Raw genomic sequence first — 18329 nt, forward strand, 5'->3', positions numbered from 1 at the left:
ATTGATTATACGGACTTAATCAGAGTGCATTCCTAGTAGTAATGACGCTATGCAAGCCAATGCACCTTCGGATTGCAAGCGTTTCAGATTTTCTGTTACTGAAGCAGCAAAACCAGGGAGATTGCTTAGATTTTCTCCCCATAAAGCTTCATTCTGAAGTACGTCGGCTACCAGTTCTTCTACTGACAGTGTATTCCATTTTTCATAGTAATAAGCCGCTTTGTCATCACTGATCAGATAATTTTCGCCGTTTATTTCTCCATAAAATTCTTTCCGCTCTTCTCTTACCGCTTTCATAAAAAGCAGATAGGCAGCAAATCCCAGAGATACATATTCCGGCACCCGGTTGTGAACACGGTAATAATTCAGAATGGAGGCCACATTCCGTGTTTTCATTTTAAAGCTGTATTGGAGAGTAATGCTGATCCACTTGTGCTCAATATACGGGTTGCGGAAGCGGTCGAGTACCTGCAAACCAAATTCCTGAGCCTTTGCTTCTGTTATAGAATCAGGCAGGGAAGCCGCTAGTTCGCTCAGCATTAGTTTGCTGATAAAACCAGAAGCCGTTTGATGTTGCATGGCTGCTTTTACCGTAGAAAAGCCGGCCATAAAAGCGAGTCCACAACTTAAGGTATGCGTGCCATTGAGCAAACGAAGTTTTAATTCCCGGTACGTATCAATACTAGGTTCAATCCTTACCCCTTCATCCACCTGATAAAACGATAACACAGATTTTACCGCTTCATTTCCTTCAATTGCCCAGAGTCGATATACCTCCGACATGGCAAGTAAGGCATCAGTGTAATTCAACCGCCCTTCCAGTGCTTTGATAAACTGAGCATCTGGTTTACCTGGCACAATCCGGTCAACTAAAGAATTGCAGAAGAAATTATAGTTTTCTATCCAGTCCAGAAAATCTTCCTTCAGGCCATTCCGGTAAGCCAGTTCCAGTACAATCGATTCCAGTTTTTTGCCATTATCCACAATGAGTTCTGTTGGCACAATCACCAGTCCGGAATCTTTGCTTCCACCAAAGGCTTTGAAGCGTTCATACAGGAAAGCCAGTAATTTTCCCGGAAAAGATACCGGCGGTTTCAGGTCAATCGTATCCATTTCAAGGAGTTGAATTCCCACTTCGGTTGTATTGGAAATAACTACCTGCATATCCGGATTTCCGGCACATGCCAGAACGGACTGCCATTGTGTTTTGGCAGATAATACCCGGCTGATGGCGGAGCAAATAATATCTTCTTCCACCACCTGCCCGTTTTCAATACCGCGAACACAAAGGGTGTATAAATTATCCTGCTTGTCAAAAGAACTACTATCGCCGGAATCGGTAGATTTGACCACAACGATGCGGCCATTAAATATTCCCTGCCGGTTGGCTTTATCTATAAAATAATCTGGTAAACCTCGAAGCAAAACACCAGTTCCAAACTGCAATACTTTCTCAGGTAAGTTGAACAAAGCCTCATCTGGAAGTTGCAGGTCAGATGCAGGTGCAACAGAGGGCAGGTAGGCACGGGATAAATGGTTCATCACTCAATAATCATTGGAAATAATTATGCTGGTATATTTGGTAAGATACATTCGGTTGTTACCTGGAATCTGTTACGAAGAAATCAATTCGCTTACCGCAGGTCTTTGATGGCTACAAAATCCATGTCTGTGAAAGTATAGTTCTCTCCTGCCATGCCCCATATAAATGAATAATTGCTGGTGCCAGCGCCGGAATGAATAGACCAGGGTGGTGAAATAACGGCCTGATGATTCGCCACCAGTAAATGGCGGGTTTGTGCAGGTTGCCCCATCAAATGAAAAACCCGTTGTTCTTCTGGTACATCAAAATAAAAATAGGCTTCCATGCGCCGGTCGTGTATATGCGCCGGCATGGTATTCCAGACGCTACCAGACTTTAGTACAGTAAGTCCCATCACCAGCTGGCAGCTTTTGATACCTTCGCCATGAATATATTTATAGATTGTGCGCTGATTAGAGGTTTTTGTTTCTCCCATTTCCACTGGCGATGCTTCGGATGAAGTCATCAAAGTAGTGGGATATTTTTGATGGGCTGGTGCAGAGAGCAGGAAAAAACGGGCCGGTTCAGCTGCCTTTTCACTCTTGAATACTACCTGTTTATTTCCCTTTCCTATGTATAAACAGTCGAGCTTATGCAGGATATACTGCTTTCCTTCCACTTCAATACTGCCAGCACCTCCCACATTAATTATTCCGATTTCCCGGCGTTCCAGGAAATAGTCGGCTTTTAGTTCCGGATAGGTAGGCAAGGAAATATCGCCAATCGGAAGTATCCCCCCAATAATTACCCTGTCGTAGTGAGAATAGACAAATTGCAGGGTATCTGGAGTGAAAATATTTTCAATCAGGAAATTTTCCCGGAGTTGCTCCGTATTGAAGCTTGTAACCTCATTGGGACTACTGGCATATCTGGTTTGCATCATCAGAATTTTATTGGTCAATCTTCATAAGTTAATGGTCATTAAGTATCCGCATTCTTTACAAATGGCTGTTGTCGAATGACTGTATTATCGTCCCATCCAGCCGCCATCTACCGTGAGAATAGTGCCATGAATATAATCGGAGGCAGCAGATGCCAGAAATACAGTGGCTCCCTGCAAATCGGTAGTTTCTCCCCAGCGGCCAGCCGGAATACGTTCCAGAATGGCTTTGTTGCGGACAGGATCGGCACGTAAGGCAGTGGTATTATCGGTAGCGATATAGCCTGGGGCAATGGCATTTACATTTACGCCTTTACCAGCCCACTCATTCGCCAGGGCTTTGGTAAGTGAACCTACTGCACCCTTACTGGCCGCATAACCAGGTACATTTACACCTCCCTGGAAGGTGAGCAGCGATGCTGTAAAAATAATTTTGCCCTTTCCCCGGCTCAGCATCCCTTTCCCAAGTTCGCGGCTCAAAATAAACTGGGCATCCAGGTTAACGGCCATTACTTTATCCCAGTACTCATCCGAATGTTCTGCCGCCGGGTTCCGCAGAATGGTACCCGCATTATTTACCAGAATATCAATGACCGGATGTGCTGCCGTAACTTTACCGATGAAGGTATAGATGCTTTGCCGGTCTGTAAAATCTACCTGGTAGCCTTTGAATGTTCTGCCCAGCAACATTACTTCTTTTTCAATATCACTTCCCTGTAAAGCCAGAGAACTGGAAGCTCCAATAATATCTGCTCCAGCCTGGGCTAATGCGGTTGCCATTGCTTTCCCAATACCCCGGTTACAACCAGTAACTAGTGCGGTTTTTCCAGTTAAGTTAAACAGATCCAGTATTGCCATACATACAATAGGTTATAGCCAGGAAGGTATTTATATATGCTCCAAGTATAAAGGATAAACTTATACTTTCTCAGGAATTATTGAAATTTTCTAATATCCTTTCAAAAAAGCATAATGATGGTAAATCCTGGTATACCCGAGTATAAGGCAGGAAGATTTGGCAAACAACAGATCAAAGGCATTTATTTACGCAATCGTTACCGATAACGATGTCAGCCAATACCCCGGATTTTAATTATTACCTATGAATTGGTATTCGTTTGAGAGAAAGCTACATTTACTAAAAATCGTACCACATCCATCCAATTGTACTAAACAGATAAGATGAAGTTTGAGGCGGTAACCATTAAAGATATTGCACGGGCTCTGGGGCTTTCTACCTCCACAGTTTCGCGGGCATTGCGTGGAAGTTACGAGATTAGTGCAGATACCAAGCAACTGGTACTGGAGTATGCAGAAAAGATGAATTACCAGCCCAATCCTATTGCCAAGAGCCTCAAAGAAAACAGGAGCTGGGCAATTGGGGTGATTGTACCGGAAATTGCCAACAACTTTTTCTCTCAAACCATTAATGGAATAGATGCCACTGCCTATAAACGGGGCTACCATGTAGTGATTACCCAAAGCCATGAATCGGTTGAAAGGGAAGTAGCAAATGTGCATAATCTGGTGGCCAGAAGAGTGGATGGATTGCTTGTTTCCCTTTCTATGCAAACAAGTGACATTGCACATTTCAAAAGCCTGCAGGAAAGAGGATTACCTATTGTATTTTTCGACAGGATTTCTGAAGATATTTCAACCTTTAAGGTGAAGGCAAATAATTATAAGGGAGCCTATTTAGCGACCAGACACCTGATAGAAACCGGTTGCCGCCGGATTGCCCATCTTACTACTGCCTCCTGCCTGTCTATTACCAGAGAACGTCTGGAAGGCTATAAAGCTGCCTTATCTGACTGCCATATTGATTATCACGAAGACTATGTAAAATACTTTAACGACCAGTCGGATGTGGAACAGGTGGCTACTGACCTGATTAGTATGCCTGAGAAGCCTGATGCTATTTTTTCGGCTTCTGACCGCCTGACAACAGCCTGTATTGCCGCTATTCAGAAAGCCGGCCTGCAGGTACCGGATGATATTGCGCTGGTGGGCTTTACCAATTTACATGTAGCGGAATTTCTGAATCCGGCCCTTACCGCCGTTACACAACCTGCCTATGAAATGGGACAGATCGCGACAGAGCTGTTAATTAAACTCATTGAAAGTAAAAAGCCCATAGACACTTTTGAAACCCGCATTCTTGACACTACCCTGGTGATACGGGCTTCATCAGGAAAAAAAAGCCTGCCTCAATTGCTGTAAATATCTGTATTCAGTAACAAGCCAACAAACTCCTACATATACTATTTATCTACAATGGATTGCCAACAACTGTCAATGAACACCTAATAACGATTGTGTATTAGCGCCTGGTTCTTTGTTCGAGCAATGCCGTGGGTGGGTAACCAAACTGTTTTTTGAAGGCATATGAAAAATGGGATAGGTTTTCAAAACCCACTTCAAAATACACTTCCACCGGGTTTTTCTTTTTTTCTGCAAACTGGTAATGGGCTAGTTCCAACCGTTTTTGGGTAAGCCATTTTTGGGGTGTCGTATGGAAAGCCTTTTTAAAATCCCGCTTAAAGGTAGTCAGGCTTCTGCCGGTGAGGTAACCAAATTTTTCTATCGGCATATTGAACATATAATTTTTTTCCATAAAACTGACCAGATCAATTTTTCCGGGTTCTTCAAAGTTGGCTAACACGCCATCAATCTCCTGATCAATCGCCCTGAGTATACTGATGGCTTCCGTTATTTTTAATGAGGCAATGTTTGCCGGGAAGGGTTGTTTCATCTCAAAATAGGGAATGAGAGAAGCCAGGCAGCTTTCCAGCAGCGGATGATGAGTAAAGCGATGGATTTTCGGTGTAGGAGAAGCTTTATGCACTCCCTCAAGATTGGCATAAAATTCCTTAAGTCGCTCTGCCGATAAGTGCATGACAACTGTTTTATGAGGTAAGCCATCTTTGGGATAATTGATAATGGTAGCCAGTTGATTTCTCGGAATCAGGAAAATGTCTCCTGCCTTAAACAAATAGCTGGCTTCTGCCTGAACAATTTTTGTTTCACCGGAAATAAACCATATCAGCATGTGATGCTCGAAAGTAACTTCTGTTTTAAACAACTTGTCTTCATAGCATGAAAGCTTAATTTCTGGCGTTAAATAGGTGGATGTATGCTCCATGTTACCGTTAATGATTACTCTTTGTAGTAAGTCAAAATAGCTAAATTATATTTTTACATCCGGGGTTGATTTGCTGAAAGTTGAAAATCGCAGAAACGGGAAGATACGTTTTCCTCCCTGTGTTCCTTTAAATAACATATTCTTCCATTTGGCAAATACTACCTTTCTAATCCATCTGGAAAGAAATTTATACAATTGAATTCCTGTTGGTTTTAACTTTCTTATACTGTACTTTATCAGTCAACCTGAAAGGATAAGCCGGTCATTTCCTCACTCAGCTTCCACAATCGCTTTGCTGCCTCTTCCTCTACCGAATAAGGCTGCACCCCTCGCAAACTGGATGGATCATCATACCTGTGTTCAATATTTCCTGAGTCCAGTTCGGCAATATCTGCATCTTCACAATAAACGCCACCAATATGATTCAACATAGGACTGGTTGCACACCAGACGGTTGTAGCAGCACCCTGGGGAATCGTTTTGAGTGTGGCCGCTACCTCCGGACGAATCTTACCATCGTCGCTATGGGTGCCCATTTGTTTAAATAATTCGATTGGTGCTTCACGGCCTAAATCTGTGTCATTTACAGAACCAGGATGTACAGCATACGCTCTCACCTGAAAGTATTGGCTGCGGTTATCCAGTTCAACAGCAAATAAATTATTGGCTGTTTTTGATTGTCCATATCCCAGTAATGTGGCATATTCCCTATGTTCAAAATTAGGGTCATCGAAGTTGAAAGATGCCATCTGATGCCCATACGAAGAAACATTCACTACCCTTGCGCCATGAGCCATTTTGAGGGCAGGCCATAACCTTGCAGTGAGTTGAAAATGCCCCAGATGATTGGTTGATAATTGCGATTCATACCCACGGCTATCCCTAGCAAAGGCACCCACATGATACCAGCATTATTGATAAGCAAGTGTAATGGACGGCCGGAAGCTAAAAACTTTTCTATAAAGGTATCTATGGAAGCAGGATTCATTAAATCCATAGATGCCATTTCAACGCTTTCTAATCCTGCCAGATTTTTCTTTGCTTTATTGATATCTCTTGCCGGAACAATAACGGTTGCACCAGCAGCAAGTAAGGTTTTGGTAGTTTCTAATCCTATGCCAGCATAGCCTCCGGTGATGATAGCAATTTTTCCGGTAAGGTCAATGCCTTTGATGACTTCTGTGGTGGTAGATGCAGCATTAAATCCTGAGCCAATTGGTTTCTGTAACGCTCCTTGATAATTATTTTGTCCCATTGTTATATTGTTTTGTACAGGACAAAAATAGAGGGTAGTAACGCTTTCGAGTTTGTTTAAAAGTCCTAATTTACTTTGTTTTAAAGGCCATATATTAATACTGATTTTGACACAAGATACGCTTGCCAGTTACATTCATCCTATTACTGTCCTACATCCTTAGCCAGACGTTGAAATACTTGTAAGGGTCCATTATTGACACCAACCACATAATAGCTACTCCCCTGCCCTTTCACTCCTATCACGCTTTTACAATCACCATCGGCCAGGAAGCCGCTTTGAGGAAACAACATTGGCTGAAACTCTCCTTTTCCATCTCCTTTCAGAAATAATCCTGTGAATGCATCATACTGCCCGGCAATGGGTTCGGCATCATAGGCATTCCCAACAAGCAAAGCATCCAGATTTCCATCCTGGTCTATATCTTCTGCCCAGATACTTTGAATGGGTGCCCATTGGGCCAGAGCAGGCAACGGTTTTATCCTGAAAGAATTTCCATTGTTTTCCAGAATAACACTTTCCTGCCGGTATGCCCTGACCACCATGCTTGCTTTTAAGCGTTCTGGTGGCATTAGGTCAGATACCTGGGCTTTGGCATAGCTGGCATAATTGGTAAACCGGAATTTGATTAATGGTAGCTGGCGGCCTAATTCATCACGGGAAGCAATAGGGTATTCCTGCCCATTCAAAAAATAACTGGCAATGGCATCCAGGCGGCCGTTGCTATCATAATCGCCTACATAATAACTAAGTGGTTGGCTAGGAGAAAGCTTATACCGGCTGTTCAAACCCATATTACCGGCAATAAAATCAATATCGCCATCTTTATCGAAATCTCCGGACCGGATGCAGTTCCAGAAACCCTCCGACTGTTGCAGACCTTCTATAGATGTCCTACTCAGTTTTCCACTATTATTTTTAAATACAGTGATAGGCATAAACTCTCCCACTACGATTAAATCTACCCAGCTATCTCCATCCACATCTGCCCATACCGCATCAGTTACCATTCCTACATCCTGTAATCCTGCCGCCAGTTCTGCTGTAGCATCTGTAAAACGCTCTCCTTCATTTTTCAACAAATAACTTTTACCTGCCAAAGGATACTGCAATGCTTTACCCCTGCCTCCCCGGAACAGATCCAGATCGCCGTCTTTATCGAAATCAATTGCTGTTACACACGATCCACTATGGCGAATCGGCGGAAGAAAGTTAGCCGCATTTTTAAAATTTCCCTTTCCTGAATTTAAATAAAGCCGGTCCTGAAAATATTCTGATCCATCGTAGTATTCATTGGAACCACTCACGATATATAAATCCTGGTCGCCATCCTTATCTGCGTCAAAAAACAATACCCCCACATCTTCTTCATCTTTCGGCTTCGATTCATCTGTATAGGCTTTTTCTACAAACTGCTCTGCAGGGGTTTGGATTAATAGTTTTCCATAATGCCGGAACGAACCCCCAACAAACAGATCTTCCAATCCATCGCCGTTTACATCTCCAGCCGCCAGTTTAGGTCCTTGCTGCGAAAGTTTATGCAATAACATGGGTTCCTGGTTATAATCCAGATACGATTCTTCCTGGTGCTCTACCTGTACACCTACTGAGTCGGTAACTTCCGTCAAAAGAGTAGGCTGAACAATTTCCTTCGAAACAGTTGCAGGCTTGCTCTGCGCATAGTTTACGGTCAATATTTGATTAATGGGTAGATTTTTCAAAACCTGAACCTTACCATCCGGCCAGATGACAGTGAGGGAATCAATTTGTTTCGCAGAACCAAGGCCAAAATGCTGGATATATTCTACGGATGACTGATAACCCCGGCTCACAGCTTGATGGGACGTTTGCTCAATTCCATTGGAATACAAAATAAGTTTTGTTCCCAATCCAAAAGGATTACCTGAAGGTCCTTTCAGCTTTACTTGCAGATAATTCGCCTGTGTAATATTGTTTTGGAGAATATACGCTTCCTGGTTTATGTTATTAACGAGCAGATCCAGATCTCCATCCCGGTCGAGATCGGCGTAAGCTGCGCCATTTGATAATGATGTTTCATTGCCAAACCAGGAGGCAGTTACATCTTCAAAAGTGAGATCCCGGCGGTTATGAAAAAACCGGTTGGTCTTCCGTAAGGTCGACATTGTAACAGCGCCTTTGCGGAGCTGGGCATTAATAGTTTCTACCGTTTGTGTACCAGAACGAGCCAGTTTATCATTGTAGGCTACAAAATCCATATCGGTAATATCACGAAGATAGCCATTGGTAATGAACAGATCCCGCCAGCCGTCATTGTCCAAGTCTGCAAGTAATGGAGACCAGCTCCAGTCAGTGCTGAATACACCTGCAAACTGTCCGATTTCGGAAAACACCATGCGGCCATCCGGCGCTTTTCCCATGTTCACTTGCAGCATATTCCGCATAAACTGTGGGTGATAACCAGCCCGGACCGTACTTTCAAACCGCTGGGAATTGGCTGGTCCGGCCATTTTTTTGCGTTGCTCATTGTCGGCTGGCAGCATATCGGCTACAACCAGGTCAGTTAATCCATCGTTATTGATGTCAGCCGCATCGCATCCCATCGAAAATTGGCTATGGTGTTTGAAATAGGTTTTGCCTACCTCGGTAAATGTGCCGTTTTGCTGGTTGAGGTACAGAAAATCATTGGCCAGAAAGTCGTTGGCCACATAAATATCTTCCCATCCATCATTATTAAAATCAGCCACAGAAATTCCTAAACCAAAGCCATCATGTAAAATACCTGCTGTCAGAGTAACATCAGTGTACCTGGGGCCTGAAGCGTTGGAATCATTGCGGTATAGTTTGTCGTTCGCCAGACCAGAGCCATCGGCAATAATCGGCCGAACAATATTCGGATTACGTACCTGGTTGGTGCTTGTTAACAGATATAAGTCAAGGTCTCCGTCTTTGTCATAGTCCAGAAATGCAGCCTGGTTGGTATACGTTGTATCGGCTAATCCATACTTTTTTCCACTCTCCTGAAACTGTAAATTTCCCTGGTTAATATATAATTGATTCGCCCGTTTTGTACCCGGATAGTTACCGGATTTGCACACATAAATATCCAGCAATCCATCCGCATTTACATCAGCCATGGTAACGCCGGTTGACCAGCCACCTTTGCGAATGCCTGCTTGTTCGGTAATATCTTCAAATTCCAGATTGCCTTTGTTGAGATACAGCCGGTCGCCTACCTGATTACCGGTGAAATAAATATCCGGCAGATCATCATTATTCAGGTCACCTACGGCTACTCCTCCCCCATTGTACACATAGTAATAATCCACCAGATTGAATGAATCATTTTCTACAACGGTATTCTCAAAGTGGATGCCCGTATGTGAGCTGGATAGGGTGGTGAACAAGGTATCGGATTTTTTCTTGCAAGCCCACAACAGAGGTATCAGAATGAGAAAATAATATTTCATACAAAGAAAGTCACTGCAAAAGATAATCAAAAAAGGGCTTTTACAAGCCCTTTTTATAGTTCATTTTAACTTTACTGCCATTCAGGATTTTGTTGAACATTGGAGTTACCTTGTATTTCCTTGAGCGGAATGGGCAATACGTAGTCCTGCTTTTTCGGAACACGCCCCACATTGTATTTGGTGGAATAGTGCCGGATCTGATCGCCCAGGTAATCAGGTTGTCCGCCAAAAGTGCTCTTGCGCCTTAACTCTGGGTACATCACTTGTTCGAAAACAAATTCCTGCATACGTTCCTTTACAATGGCATCCCGCAGGGCTTGCTGGCTCAGGCCACTTAAGGGTGCCAAACCTGCCCGTGCTCTCACCATGTTGATACCCATATAGGCATCCCCCTGGCCACTTTCGTTGCTGGCTTCTGAATGGCCAAGTAGTATATCTGCTAAGCGGATGTACACCGTATTTCTTTCCGTATTGTTGTAATTAATTCCCAGTTCCACCAGTTTACCTGACCAGGCTTTGCCGAAAATCAGTTGATTGGGATCATTGGGATTCGCATCTGTCCGAACAATACCACCAAACCTGGATAAGTTATAGTCGGCATTGGGGCTCCAGTGTACCACAGGGTATTGTCCGTTTACTTTACCCAGACGGCCAGTCGGATATTCTTCAATGAAACTGGCATCAATCCGCTTATCATTGTTATCATAGGAAGCACGGAAGTCCTGGGTAGCACTAAGCCAGCTCCAGCCGGCTCCACCTAATTCGCTCGGATAATCTTCCGGATTGAAGTGGGCCGAATGATTGTTGTATTCACTTGCATTGGCAGCCGCAGAAATCTGGGCTTCAAAAATCCGTTCTCCCTGATTTTCGTGTGCTATGTCGAAATTATGGCTAAAATCTGTAAATAAGGATAAGCCACTGTTATTCACGATGTCTTCTGCGGTTGCTTTGGCATCTGTCCACTTCTGGTCCCATAACTGGGCTTTCATCAGAATGGCTTTGGCGGCCCATTTGGTAGCCCTACCGGCATCGGCTCCGCTATAAGAAGCAGGTAATACTTCAGCTGCAGCGATTGCATCTGCATAGATCTGGTCAATCAAAGCCCGTTTTCCACCACTGTTGGTAGGGAATTCGCCAATACCTTTGGTTGATTTCACAGTAACCGGGGCGTTGTCAAAATAACTCAGTAAACCATAATAGTAAAATGCCCGCAAGAATTGCGCTTCTGCTTTTAAGCGCTTCACCAGATCCACATTGCCCGGATCATTCATAGTCTCGGCAGTTTCGATAATGGCATTAGCCCGGTTAATTGCCCGGTAGCTCTGTCCCCAGTAAGGTTCAATATATTCATCAGCCGGGTTTACATTTCCCAGGTTATATTGCAAGGGCCCTTTTTCCCAGCCTACCTGATACCCAACGAGGCATTCAAACACGTAGCGGTTATAGAAATAATTGAACCAATCGCCGTTGCCCATGCCCAGGTCGTCGTAAATGGCATTTACGCCCGTTTGTAATTCACGAGCTGATTTATAGAAAGTACCTGGGTTAATGAAATCAGGTTTTTCTTCCAGATCGGAGCAACTTAGCCCTACTATGGCAATGGGAACCATCAGCAGGGATTTAATTTTTGATTTAATTATATTTTTCATAGTAAAGTCAAATTTTGATACTCAATTAGATTAGAAGCCGATATTTACGCCCATGGTATACATTCTGGAACGTGGATACGCATCGTAATCATCGCCACGATTCAGGTTGTTTTGTCCCTGGTTGTTTACTTCCGGATCGAAACCTTTGTACTTGGTGATCAGGAACAGATTCTGTCCGGACACATATACCCGTGCAGTGCGGATGTATTTATTTTGTATTGGAATGTTATATCCCAGGGCCAGGTTTTGCAGACGAATAAAGGAACCATCTTGAATAAAGAATGAAGAACGGCGGAAGGAAATAAAATCTCTGCGGCCATCAATCACCGGACGGGAAGCGCCTGGGTTTGTGGGAGTCCAGGAATCAGTCAGGATATTTGAAATCTGGTTGATCTTCTGCACCCCATCGCCCATTTCAGACTGTTGCAGGTTCCGTACATCATTTCCTTGTACACCACGGAAGAATACCGCTAAATCAAAGTTTTTGAATTTTACGGTTGAATTAAAGCCCCAGGTGAATTTAGGATTTGGATTGCCAATGGTGACAAAATCATCAGCTGTGTATTTGCCATCCTTATTCACATCTTCGTATTTTGGATATCCGGCCAGAGCTGAATAGCTTTTCGCCTCATCATCTGTCTGGAATAGTCCTACATATTTATAACCCCGCCAGATACCAATTGGATTGCCTTCCTCTACCCAGCTGCCAAATACGCCCAGGTGATCACTGGTGCTGTTAGCGAAGAAAGGTGTACTGCGGCCTAAATCCAGAATCTCATTGCGGAGGATGGATACGTTTCCACTCACATCCCAGTTGAAAGCGCCTGAGTTGAAAATTTTATAATTGGCTGCGAATTCAAGTCCTTTATTAGCCAGTGAGCCAGAGTTCAGCATAATGGTATTAAAGCCGGTACTCTGCGGAATCGAAACGTCCAGCAGCAAATCGGTAGTTTTGTTTTTAAACGCGTCAAACGTTAAAGATAAACGGTTTTGGAGCAATTCCAGGTCTAAACCCAGATTGAGCATACTGGTTGTTTCCCATTTTAAATCAGGATTAGCAATCCGGTTGGGGCCATACCCAGGAACCAATACGCCATTGAATACATAATTATAAGATACCAATCCGGAAACAGAACGGTACACAGGAATTTGAGAATTACCGGTGAGTCCATAGCTGGCCCGCAGTTTCACATCATTAAACACTTTACTAATGCCGGAATTTTTGAAGAAATTCTCGTTGCCTAAACGCCAGCCCAATGCTGCTGATGGGAAAGTCGCCCACTTATTATTAGGTCCGAATTTGGAAGAGCCATCCCGGCGAACAGTTACGGTCAGCAAGTAGCGGTCTAATATGTTGTAATTAACCCGGCCTAACAGCGATTGCAATTCCCATTCAATCCGGCCAGAACTAGGCACCTGAGGCTTGCTGCCATTTTGCATGTTCACCGCTGAAGGATCATCTGAAGGAAGTCCGCGGGTCGTATTTTCTTCCAGCATATTCCGCTCTTTCTGGTAGGTATAGCCCACGGTTACGTCAACGGTATGCCCAGGCACAATCTCGCGGTTATACGACAAAATATTTTCATTGAGCAGGTTGGTAACATTCCGGTTAGCCCGCTCCAGTTGCCGGTCATACTGACGGCCAGTATAGGTATAGCTGTTGTAAAAAGAAGTCCGGTTCGAACTCACTACATCCGCACCTATGCTGGTTCTAAAATTCAGGCCTTTTAAAATCCGGATCGTAAGTGCTGAGGTACCAAACAAGCGGTTTCCATTATCACGGTCGTAGCCTTCTCTGGCTTCGGCCAAAGGATTGATATTGAAACGTTGATCATAACTTGGGTAGTTATAATTGCCAAGATCGTTATACACCGGAACAGTAGGGTCGAGTCCCAGAGCTGTTATAATGATCCCTCCTGGTCCGCCCCGGTCGGTGGCTACGTTGCTGGTACCAGTCCGGTTATACGACCAGCTGTTGCTCAACGTGGCGATTCCTCCCAGGAAATCATTGTCGAGATTCATCCGGAATCCATAGCGCTGGAACCGGGTATTCTCAATAATACCTTTATTATCGAGGTAGTTGCCTACAAAAGCATAACGCATCCCTTTCGTACCACCTGTAAAACTCAGCTGGTGACTGGCCAGGGAACCAGTACGGGAAACTTTATCCCACCAGTTGGTACCAGCACCGATCTGGCTGATCTGGGCATCTGTATAACGGGGGCTACCACCCTGGCTTTGTTCGAGTAAATTGATATAACGGGCATAATCAGCCCCATTCAACACTTCAATCGGACGAGCAATTTGCTGAAAGGAATGAGAACCTTCATAATCTACCCGGCTTTGTCCTTCTTTTCCGCGTTTTGTGGTGATCAGCACTACCCCATTTGAACCCCGTGAACCATAAATAGAAGTAGCAGAAGCATCTTTCAAGATTTCAATGGATTCAATCTCATTCGGGTTAATAGTTGCCATCGCATTGGTAGCCCGGCGGTTACCACTGGTTCCAATCGCCTCATTATCCGGATACATCGGAAAACCATCAATTACATATAGGGGCTCACTCCCACTATTAATAGAGTTCGCTCCCCGAACCCGGATGGAAATACCACCTCCCGGCGCTGCAGAAGTTTGTGTCACCTGCACTCCTGCCGCCCTAGATTGAATGGCCTGGTCTACCGAAACTACCGGCATTTCCTTAATAGATTCAGACCGGATAGAAGAAACGGAACCAGTTAAATCACTTTTCTTTACAGTTCCATATCCCACTACCACTACTTCTTCCAGGTTGCGAACATCCGGGTTTAGCTTAACAGAAAAAGCAGTACGGCTGCCAACGGTTACTTCCTGGGTTTCATATCCTAAAAAGCTAAAAACCAACACCTCTTCAGGGGAAGCATTTAAAGTAAAGCTTCCTTGTGGATCGGTAATGGTGCCACGAGTAGTACCTTTTACTAAAATAGAGGCACCAGGAATTCCCTCATCTTTCTCGTCAGTCACCCGCCCGGAAACAGAATTCTGCGCGAGTGCAGCCAGGCCAGTACATACTATCAGGCTGAATGTGAACAGGTATCGTAAGTAATAGTGCATAAAGGTATTTGGTTGTAAGTTTTTGGAATAGGTGTGAACAAATAATGGATACTATGTTAAGAAAATACAATCCAATATTTAAAAATTCATAAACAAAAATGATGGCAATTTGCTAGGAAATCAATAGAGAGAATTCTGTTAATGATGGATAATTTTATGGTGATTATTCAATAATATTCTGGACAAAAATAATACTGTTAAATCAAGAGAATACCTCAATAAAGATCAGGAGAGAAAAAACAGAAGAATAAGCCATCAAAACCTTCCTATCAAAAATTATGATATTGCTTGTTTGATTTACTCTTCTTTATTAATTGAATAAGCAAGTATGATAAGGAATGGCTTCCTTTATTGTTCTCTATATCTGATATAATCCATTCAATCATATCTTGACTTTAGTTCAGAGTTTACTAAATTGAATTATAGAGTTTACGGTTAGCTTTATTGAATTCTTACGCCGTATTTACTTTTATTTTGCTTGCCCAAAATAAAAGTAACAAAACAAAAGGGCAGCAACAACAAAGCCGGTTTTACGCTTGATTATGACTGCTCGCACAAACCTCCGGCTTACCCACATGCCAAAACCGGCCACACTGTTGCTGCACCATCAGCCGCACTTTTGCTTTGTCTATAGTTTCTTTAAAACGCCTATAGCTTTTTATATTTCAATAAAACAAAAATCCCATGTGTGATGGCCCGAAAAAACAGCGGGCAATGCGCAGGCCCTAAGCGGGGAAGCATTGACAACTACGTTGGTTCTCTTCGGCTCTCGCCTCGAGAATTCTAGATTTTTCTTTGCTTACTTTCTTTGTAGCAATGACAAAGAAAGTAAGGACGGCGTAAGAGATAAAATAACAAATAGTTAAATCGAAGTCTACATTTGACTATAACCACTTAAAAGCAGTGTGGTATTCTAACAACCAACAACCATACCCCCTTATGCTTTCTCAATTGTCCGGAACTGCTGGGGAGAAAGACCAATAAACTGGCTGAAAACCCTGGAAAAATGATAGGGATCATCAAAGCCGATCTGGTGGGCAATTTCTTTCACCCTCAAATTTGTATTCTCCAGCAACTGGCAAGACCGCTGTACTTTCAGAAACATAAAGAAATTGACAGGAGAGTTTTGCGTTTTTTGGCGAAAAATAGCTGAATAGTGTGAAGCCGAAAGACCAGCCTGTTCGGCAAGTTGCTGCAAAGTAAACTTTTGATCCAGATGGCCTTTCATAAACTCAATAGACTGCTGTACTACATCTCCCTGCTCTTCTGTAATAGCATGCTTATACACGGAATCCCGGAACGAAACCAGAAAGTGATACAGGCAATTATTCGCATAAATCACATTATCCAGGTTGAAAGACATGTTGAGGTGGGCGTAAATATCCTCAAACATGCGGAACCGTTCTTCAGTAGGCACTACAGTTAAGGGCGCATACTTATCATTCCTGTACAAATACTGCAAAAAACTACTAGCCTGGCTGCCTGTAAAATGTAACCAGTAGATAGTCCAGGGATTTTGGTTTTTGGTTCCGTATTTATGGCTGAGGTGGGCGGGTAAAATAAATAGTTGATTTGGTTTAACTGTATATTTTTGATCCTGAACCTGGTACCATCCTTCTCCCTGCACACAATAAATCAATACATGTTGCCCGCTTCCTTTCCGGCGTTCGCGGGTATGAAACCGGGCTTTGGGATAATAGCCAATATCAGTAATCAGCAAGCCCTGGCAAAGTGGAAGCTTCTCCACTTCCTCTAATAACGGAGCCGGAAGTATATAGGACCGCTGTCCTTCAAACCCTTCTTTTTTACGCATGGCTAGGCAGAATAATTTTATCCATCATTTTCGTGAAAACCACTATTTAAACTTAACTTATGACTTAGCATTTTTGCAAGAAAAAATTGAAAAAAATTAGCAGATGAACAGCTCTACTCAGGTATTTAATAGTTCATACATCATCGGTATCTCTTTTATTTCTGCGCTGGGAGGGTATCTGTTCGGGTTCGATTTTGCAGTAATTGCCGGTGCCCTTCCCTTTTTACGGACGGAATTTGAATTAAATGCCTGGTGGGAAGGCTTTCTGACAGGCACGCTGGCATTAGGCTGCATGGTAGGCTGTTTAATGGCTGGCAGTTTGGCCGACCGGCTGGGCCGCCGTCCGGGACTCATGATGGCCGCCGCTATCTTTGCCCTGTCTTCACTGGGAATGGCATTTGCCACCGGATTATCCATGTTTTCTATCATGCGGTTCATTGCCGGCATTGGGGTGGGAATGGCTTCCATGCTTTCACCGATGTACATTGCAGAGATTTCTCCATCCTCCATCCGGGGCCGCAATGTTGCCATCAATCAGCTTACCATTGTAACTGGTATTCTTATCACTAACCTGGTGAATTATTTTCTGGCGGATAATGGTCCGGATGCCTGGCGGTGGATGTTCGGGCTAGGTGCCTTGCCGTCTCTACTATTTTTACTTGGTGTACTCTGGTTACCAGAAAGTCCCAGGTGGCTTGTAAAAGCTGGTTACCCGGAAAAAGCGGAAGCCGTACTGACCAAAATCGGAAACCGCAATTTTGTGGCTACTACATTTGAGGATATTAAAGCATCCCTATCCGGAACGCATTTGAAACAATCTTACCGGGATGTATTTCATAAAAGTGTACGGCCTGCCGTTCAGGTGGGAATTATCCTGGCAGTTTTTCAGCAGTTATGCGGGATCAATGTAGTATTTAATTATACGTCTACTATCTTCGAATCAGTAGGTGCTTCGCTGAACCAGCAGTTGTTTGAAACTGTAGCCATCGGCACAGTAAACCTGTTGTTTACCTTAGTTGCCATGTGGCAGGTAGATAAACTCGGCCGCCGCCCACTGATGCGTTTTGGTGCCTTGGGTTTGGCTATATTGTATGTAGTGCTGGCAACTTTACTACAACGACAGGCTGCTCCAGGCGTGGTTTCACTGGCTGTTCTTGCTGCTATCAGCATCTATTCCATGACCTTAGCGCCGGTCACCTGGGTACTTATTTCCGAAATATTTCCCAATAAAATCCGGGGACTTGCTTCTTCAGTAGCCATTGTAGCTTTATGGGGAGCTTATTTTGTGTTGGTATTTACCTTTCCCATCCTGGCTGAAAAACTGGGTACTTACGGACCATTCTGGCTCTATGCCGGTATCTGCTTACTAGGATTTTTTTTTATTACGGCAAAAGTGCGGGAGACAAAAGGCAAAACGTTAGAAGAGCTGGAAGGAGTTTTTACACCACATTAATGACCGGTATTCGCAT

Annotated in this window: 12 protein-coding genes; 2 read left to right on the forward strand and 10 right to left on the reverse strand. The window is 43.7% G+C overall.

The window, feature by feature from the left end; translation table 11 throughout:
- Positions 1–15: 15 nt before the first annotated feature.
- From GXP67_RS01870 to GXP67_RS01880, 3 genes are all read right to left on the reverse strand, one after another.
- The gene (locus GXP67_RS01870) at positions 16–1542 is read right to left on the reverse strand and encodes a tagaturonate reductase (RefSeq protein WP_162441591.1); all 1527 of its coding nucleotides are present in this window, start codon (positions 1540–1542) and stop codon (positions 16–18) included.
- Between the two features lie 92 nt (positions 1543–1634).
- Positions 1635–2462, reverse strand: coding sequence for a 5-dehydro-4-deoxy-D-glucuronate isomerase (gene kduI, locus GXP67_RS01875; protein ID WP_162447769.1), 828 nt, complete (start codon positions 2460–2462; stop codon positions 1635–1637).
- An 87-nt stretch (positions 2463–2549) separates the two neighbouring features.
- A complete protein-coding gene (locus tag GXP67_RS01880; RefSeq protein ID WP_162441592.1) occupies positions 2550–3320 on the reverse strand; it encodes an SDR family oxidoreductase in 771 nt (256 codons plus the stop codon).
- Positions 3321–3644: 324 nt separating this feature from the next.
- Here GXP67_RS01880 and GXP67_RS01885 point away from each other — a divergent pair, with 324 nt between their 5' ends.
- Complete coding sequence (locus GXP67_RS01885; protein ID WP_162441593.1) at positions 3645–4682, forward strand: LacI family DNA-binding transcriptional regulator; 1038 nt, start codon at positions 3645–3647, stop codon at positions 4680–4682.
- 100 nt (positions 4683–4782) lie between these two features.
- Here the strand turns inward: GXP67_RS01885 and GXP67_RS01890 are convergent, their stop codons facing one another.
- The 7 genes from GXP67_RS01890 to GXP67_RS01915 form a co-directional block, all read right to left on the reverse strand.
- The gene (locus GXP67_RS01890; RefSeq protein ID WP_162441594.1) at positions 4783–5604 is read right to left on the reverse strand and encodes an AraC family transcriptional regulator; all 822 of its coding nucleotides are present in this window, start codon (positions 5602–5604) and stop codon (positions 4783–4785) included.
- 236 nt (positions 5605–5840) lie between these two features.
- On the reverse strand, positions 5841–6446 hold the full coding sequence (locus tag GXP67_RS37700; protein WP_262890536.1) for an SDR family NAD(P)-dependent oxidoreductase: 606 nt from the start codon (positions 6444–6446) through the stop codon (positions 5841–5843).
- The gene (locus tag GXP67_RS37705) at positions 6380–6859 is read right to left on the reverse strand and encodes an SDR family NAD(P)-dependent oxidoreductase (RefSeq protein ID WP_262890477.1); all 480 of its coding nucleotides are present in this window, start codon (positions 6857–6859) and stop codon (positions 6380–6382) included. The genes GXP67_RS37700 and GXP67_RS37705 overlap by 67 nt, the downstream gene beginning before the upstream one ends.
- A gap of 143 nt (positions 6860–7002) precedes the next feature.
- On the reverse strand, positions 7003–10308 hold the full coding sequence (locus GXP67_RS01900; RefSeq protein ID WP_162441595.1) for a VCBS repeat-containing protein: 3306 nt from the start codon (positions 10306–10308) through the stop codon (positions 7003–7005).
- Positions 10309–10379: 71 nt separating this feature from the next.
- A complete protein-coding gene (locus GXP67_RS01905; protein ID WP_162441596.1) occupies positions 10380–11957 on the reverse strand; it encodes a RagB/SusD family nutrient uptake outer membrane protein in 1578 nt (525 codons plus the stop codon).
- 30 nt (positions 11958–11987) lie between these two features.
- A complete protein-coding gene (locus GXP67_RS01910) occupies positions 11988–15047 on the reverse strand; it encodes a SusC/RagA family TonB-linked outer membrane protein (protein ID WP_162441597.1) in 3060 nt (1019 codons plus the stop codon).
- 937 nt (positions 15048–15984) lie between these two features.
- On the reverse strand, positions 15985–16860 hold the full coding sequence (locus GXP67_RS01915; RefSeq protein ID WP_162441598.1) for an AraC family transcriptional regulator: 876 nt from the start codon (positions 16858–16860) through the stop codon (positions 15985–15987).
- A gap of 103 nt (positions 16861–16963) precedes the next feature.
- Between GXP67_RS01915 and GXP67_RS01920 the strand changes: the two genes are divergently transcribed.
- Entirely contained in the window at positions 16964–18313 is a 1350-nt protein-coding gene (locus GXP67_RS01920) for a sugar porter family MFS transporter (RefSeq protein ID WP_162441599.1), read from the forward strand.
- Positions 18314–18329: the final 16 nt, after the last annotated feature.

Origin of the sequence: Rhodocytophaga rosea (assembly GCF_010119975.1) — a bacterium.
Taxonomy (GTDB): Bacteria; Bacteroidota; Bacteroidia; order Cytophagales; family 172606-1; genus Rhodocytophaga; species Rhodocytophaga rosea.

What these genes read in the sequence shown, in the direction of transcription:
- kduI (WP_162447769.1), bottom strand. Translation starts at nt 2,462, where the DNA reads ATGCAAACCAGATATGCCAGTAGTCCCAATGAGGTTACAAGCTTCAAT.
- GXP67_RS01905 (WP_162441596.1), bottom strand. Translation starts at nt 11,957, where the DNA reads ATGAAAAATATAATTAAATCAAAAATTAAATCCCTGCTGATGGTTCCC.
- GXP67_RS01910 (WP_162441597.1), bottom strand. Translation starts at nt 15,047, where the DNA reads ATGCACTATTACTTACGATACCTGTTCACATTCAGCCTGATAGTATGT.
- GXP67_RS01915 (WP_162441598.1), bottom strand. Translation starts at nt 16,860, where the DNA reads ATGCGTAAAAAAGAAGGGTTTGAAGGACAGCGGTCCTATATACTTCCG.
- GXP67_RS01880 (WP_162441592.1), bottom strand. Translation starts at nt 3,320, where the DNA reads ATGGCAATACTGGATCTGTTTAACTTAACTGGAAAAACCGCACTAGTT.
- GXP67_RS01870 (WP_162441591.1), bottom strand. Translation starts at nt 1,542, where the DNA reads ATGAACCATTTATCCCGTGCCTACCTGCCCTCTGTTGCACCTGCATCT.
- GXP67_RS37705 (WP_262890477.1), bottom strand. Translation starts at nt 6,859, where the DNA reads ATGGGACAAAATAATTATCAAGGAGCGTTACAGAAACCAATTGGCTCA.
- GXP67_RS01890 (WP_162441594.1), bottom strand. Translation starts at nt 5,604, where the DNA reads ATGGAGCATACATCCACCTATTTAACGCCAGAAATTAAGCTTTCATGC.
- GXP67_RS01920 (WP_162441599.1), top strand. Translation starts at nt 16,964, where the DNA reads ATGAACAGCTCTACTCAGGTATTTAATAGTTCATACATCATCGGTATC.
- GXP67_RS01885 (WP_162441593.1), top strand. Translation starts at nt 3,645, where the DNA reads ATGAAGTTTGAGGCGGTAACCATTAAAGATATTGCACGGGCTCTGGGG.
- GXP67_RS01900 (WP_162441595.1), bottom strand. Translation starts at nt 10,308, where the DNA reads ATGAAATATTATTTTCTCATTCTGATACCTCTGTTGTGGGCTTGCAAG.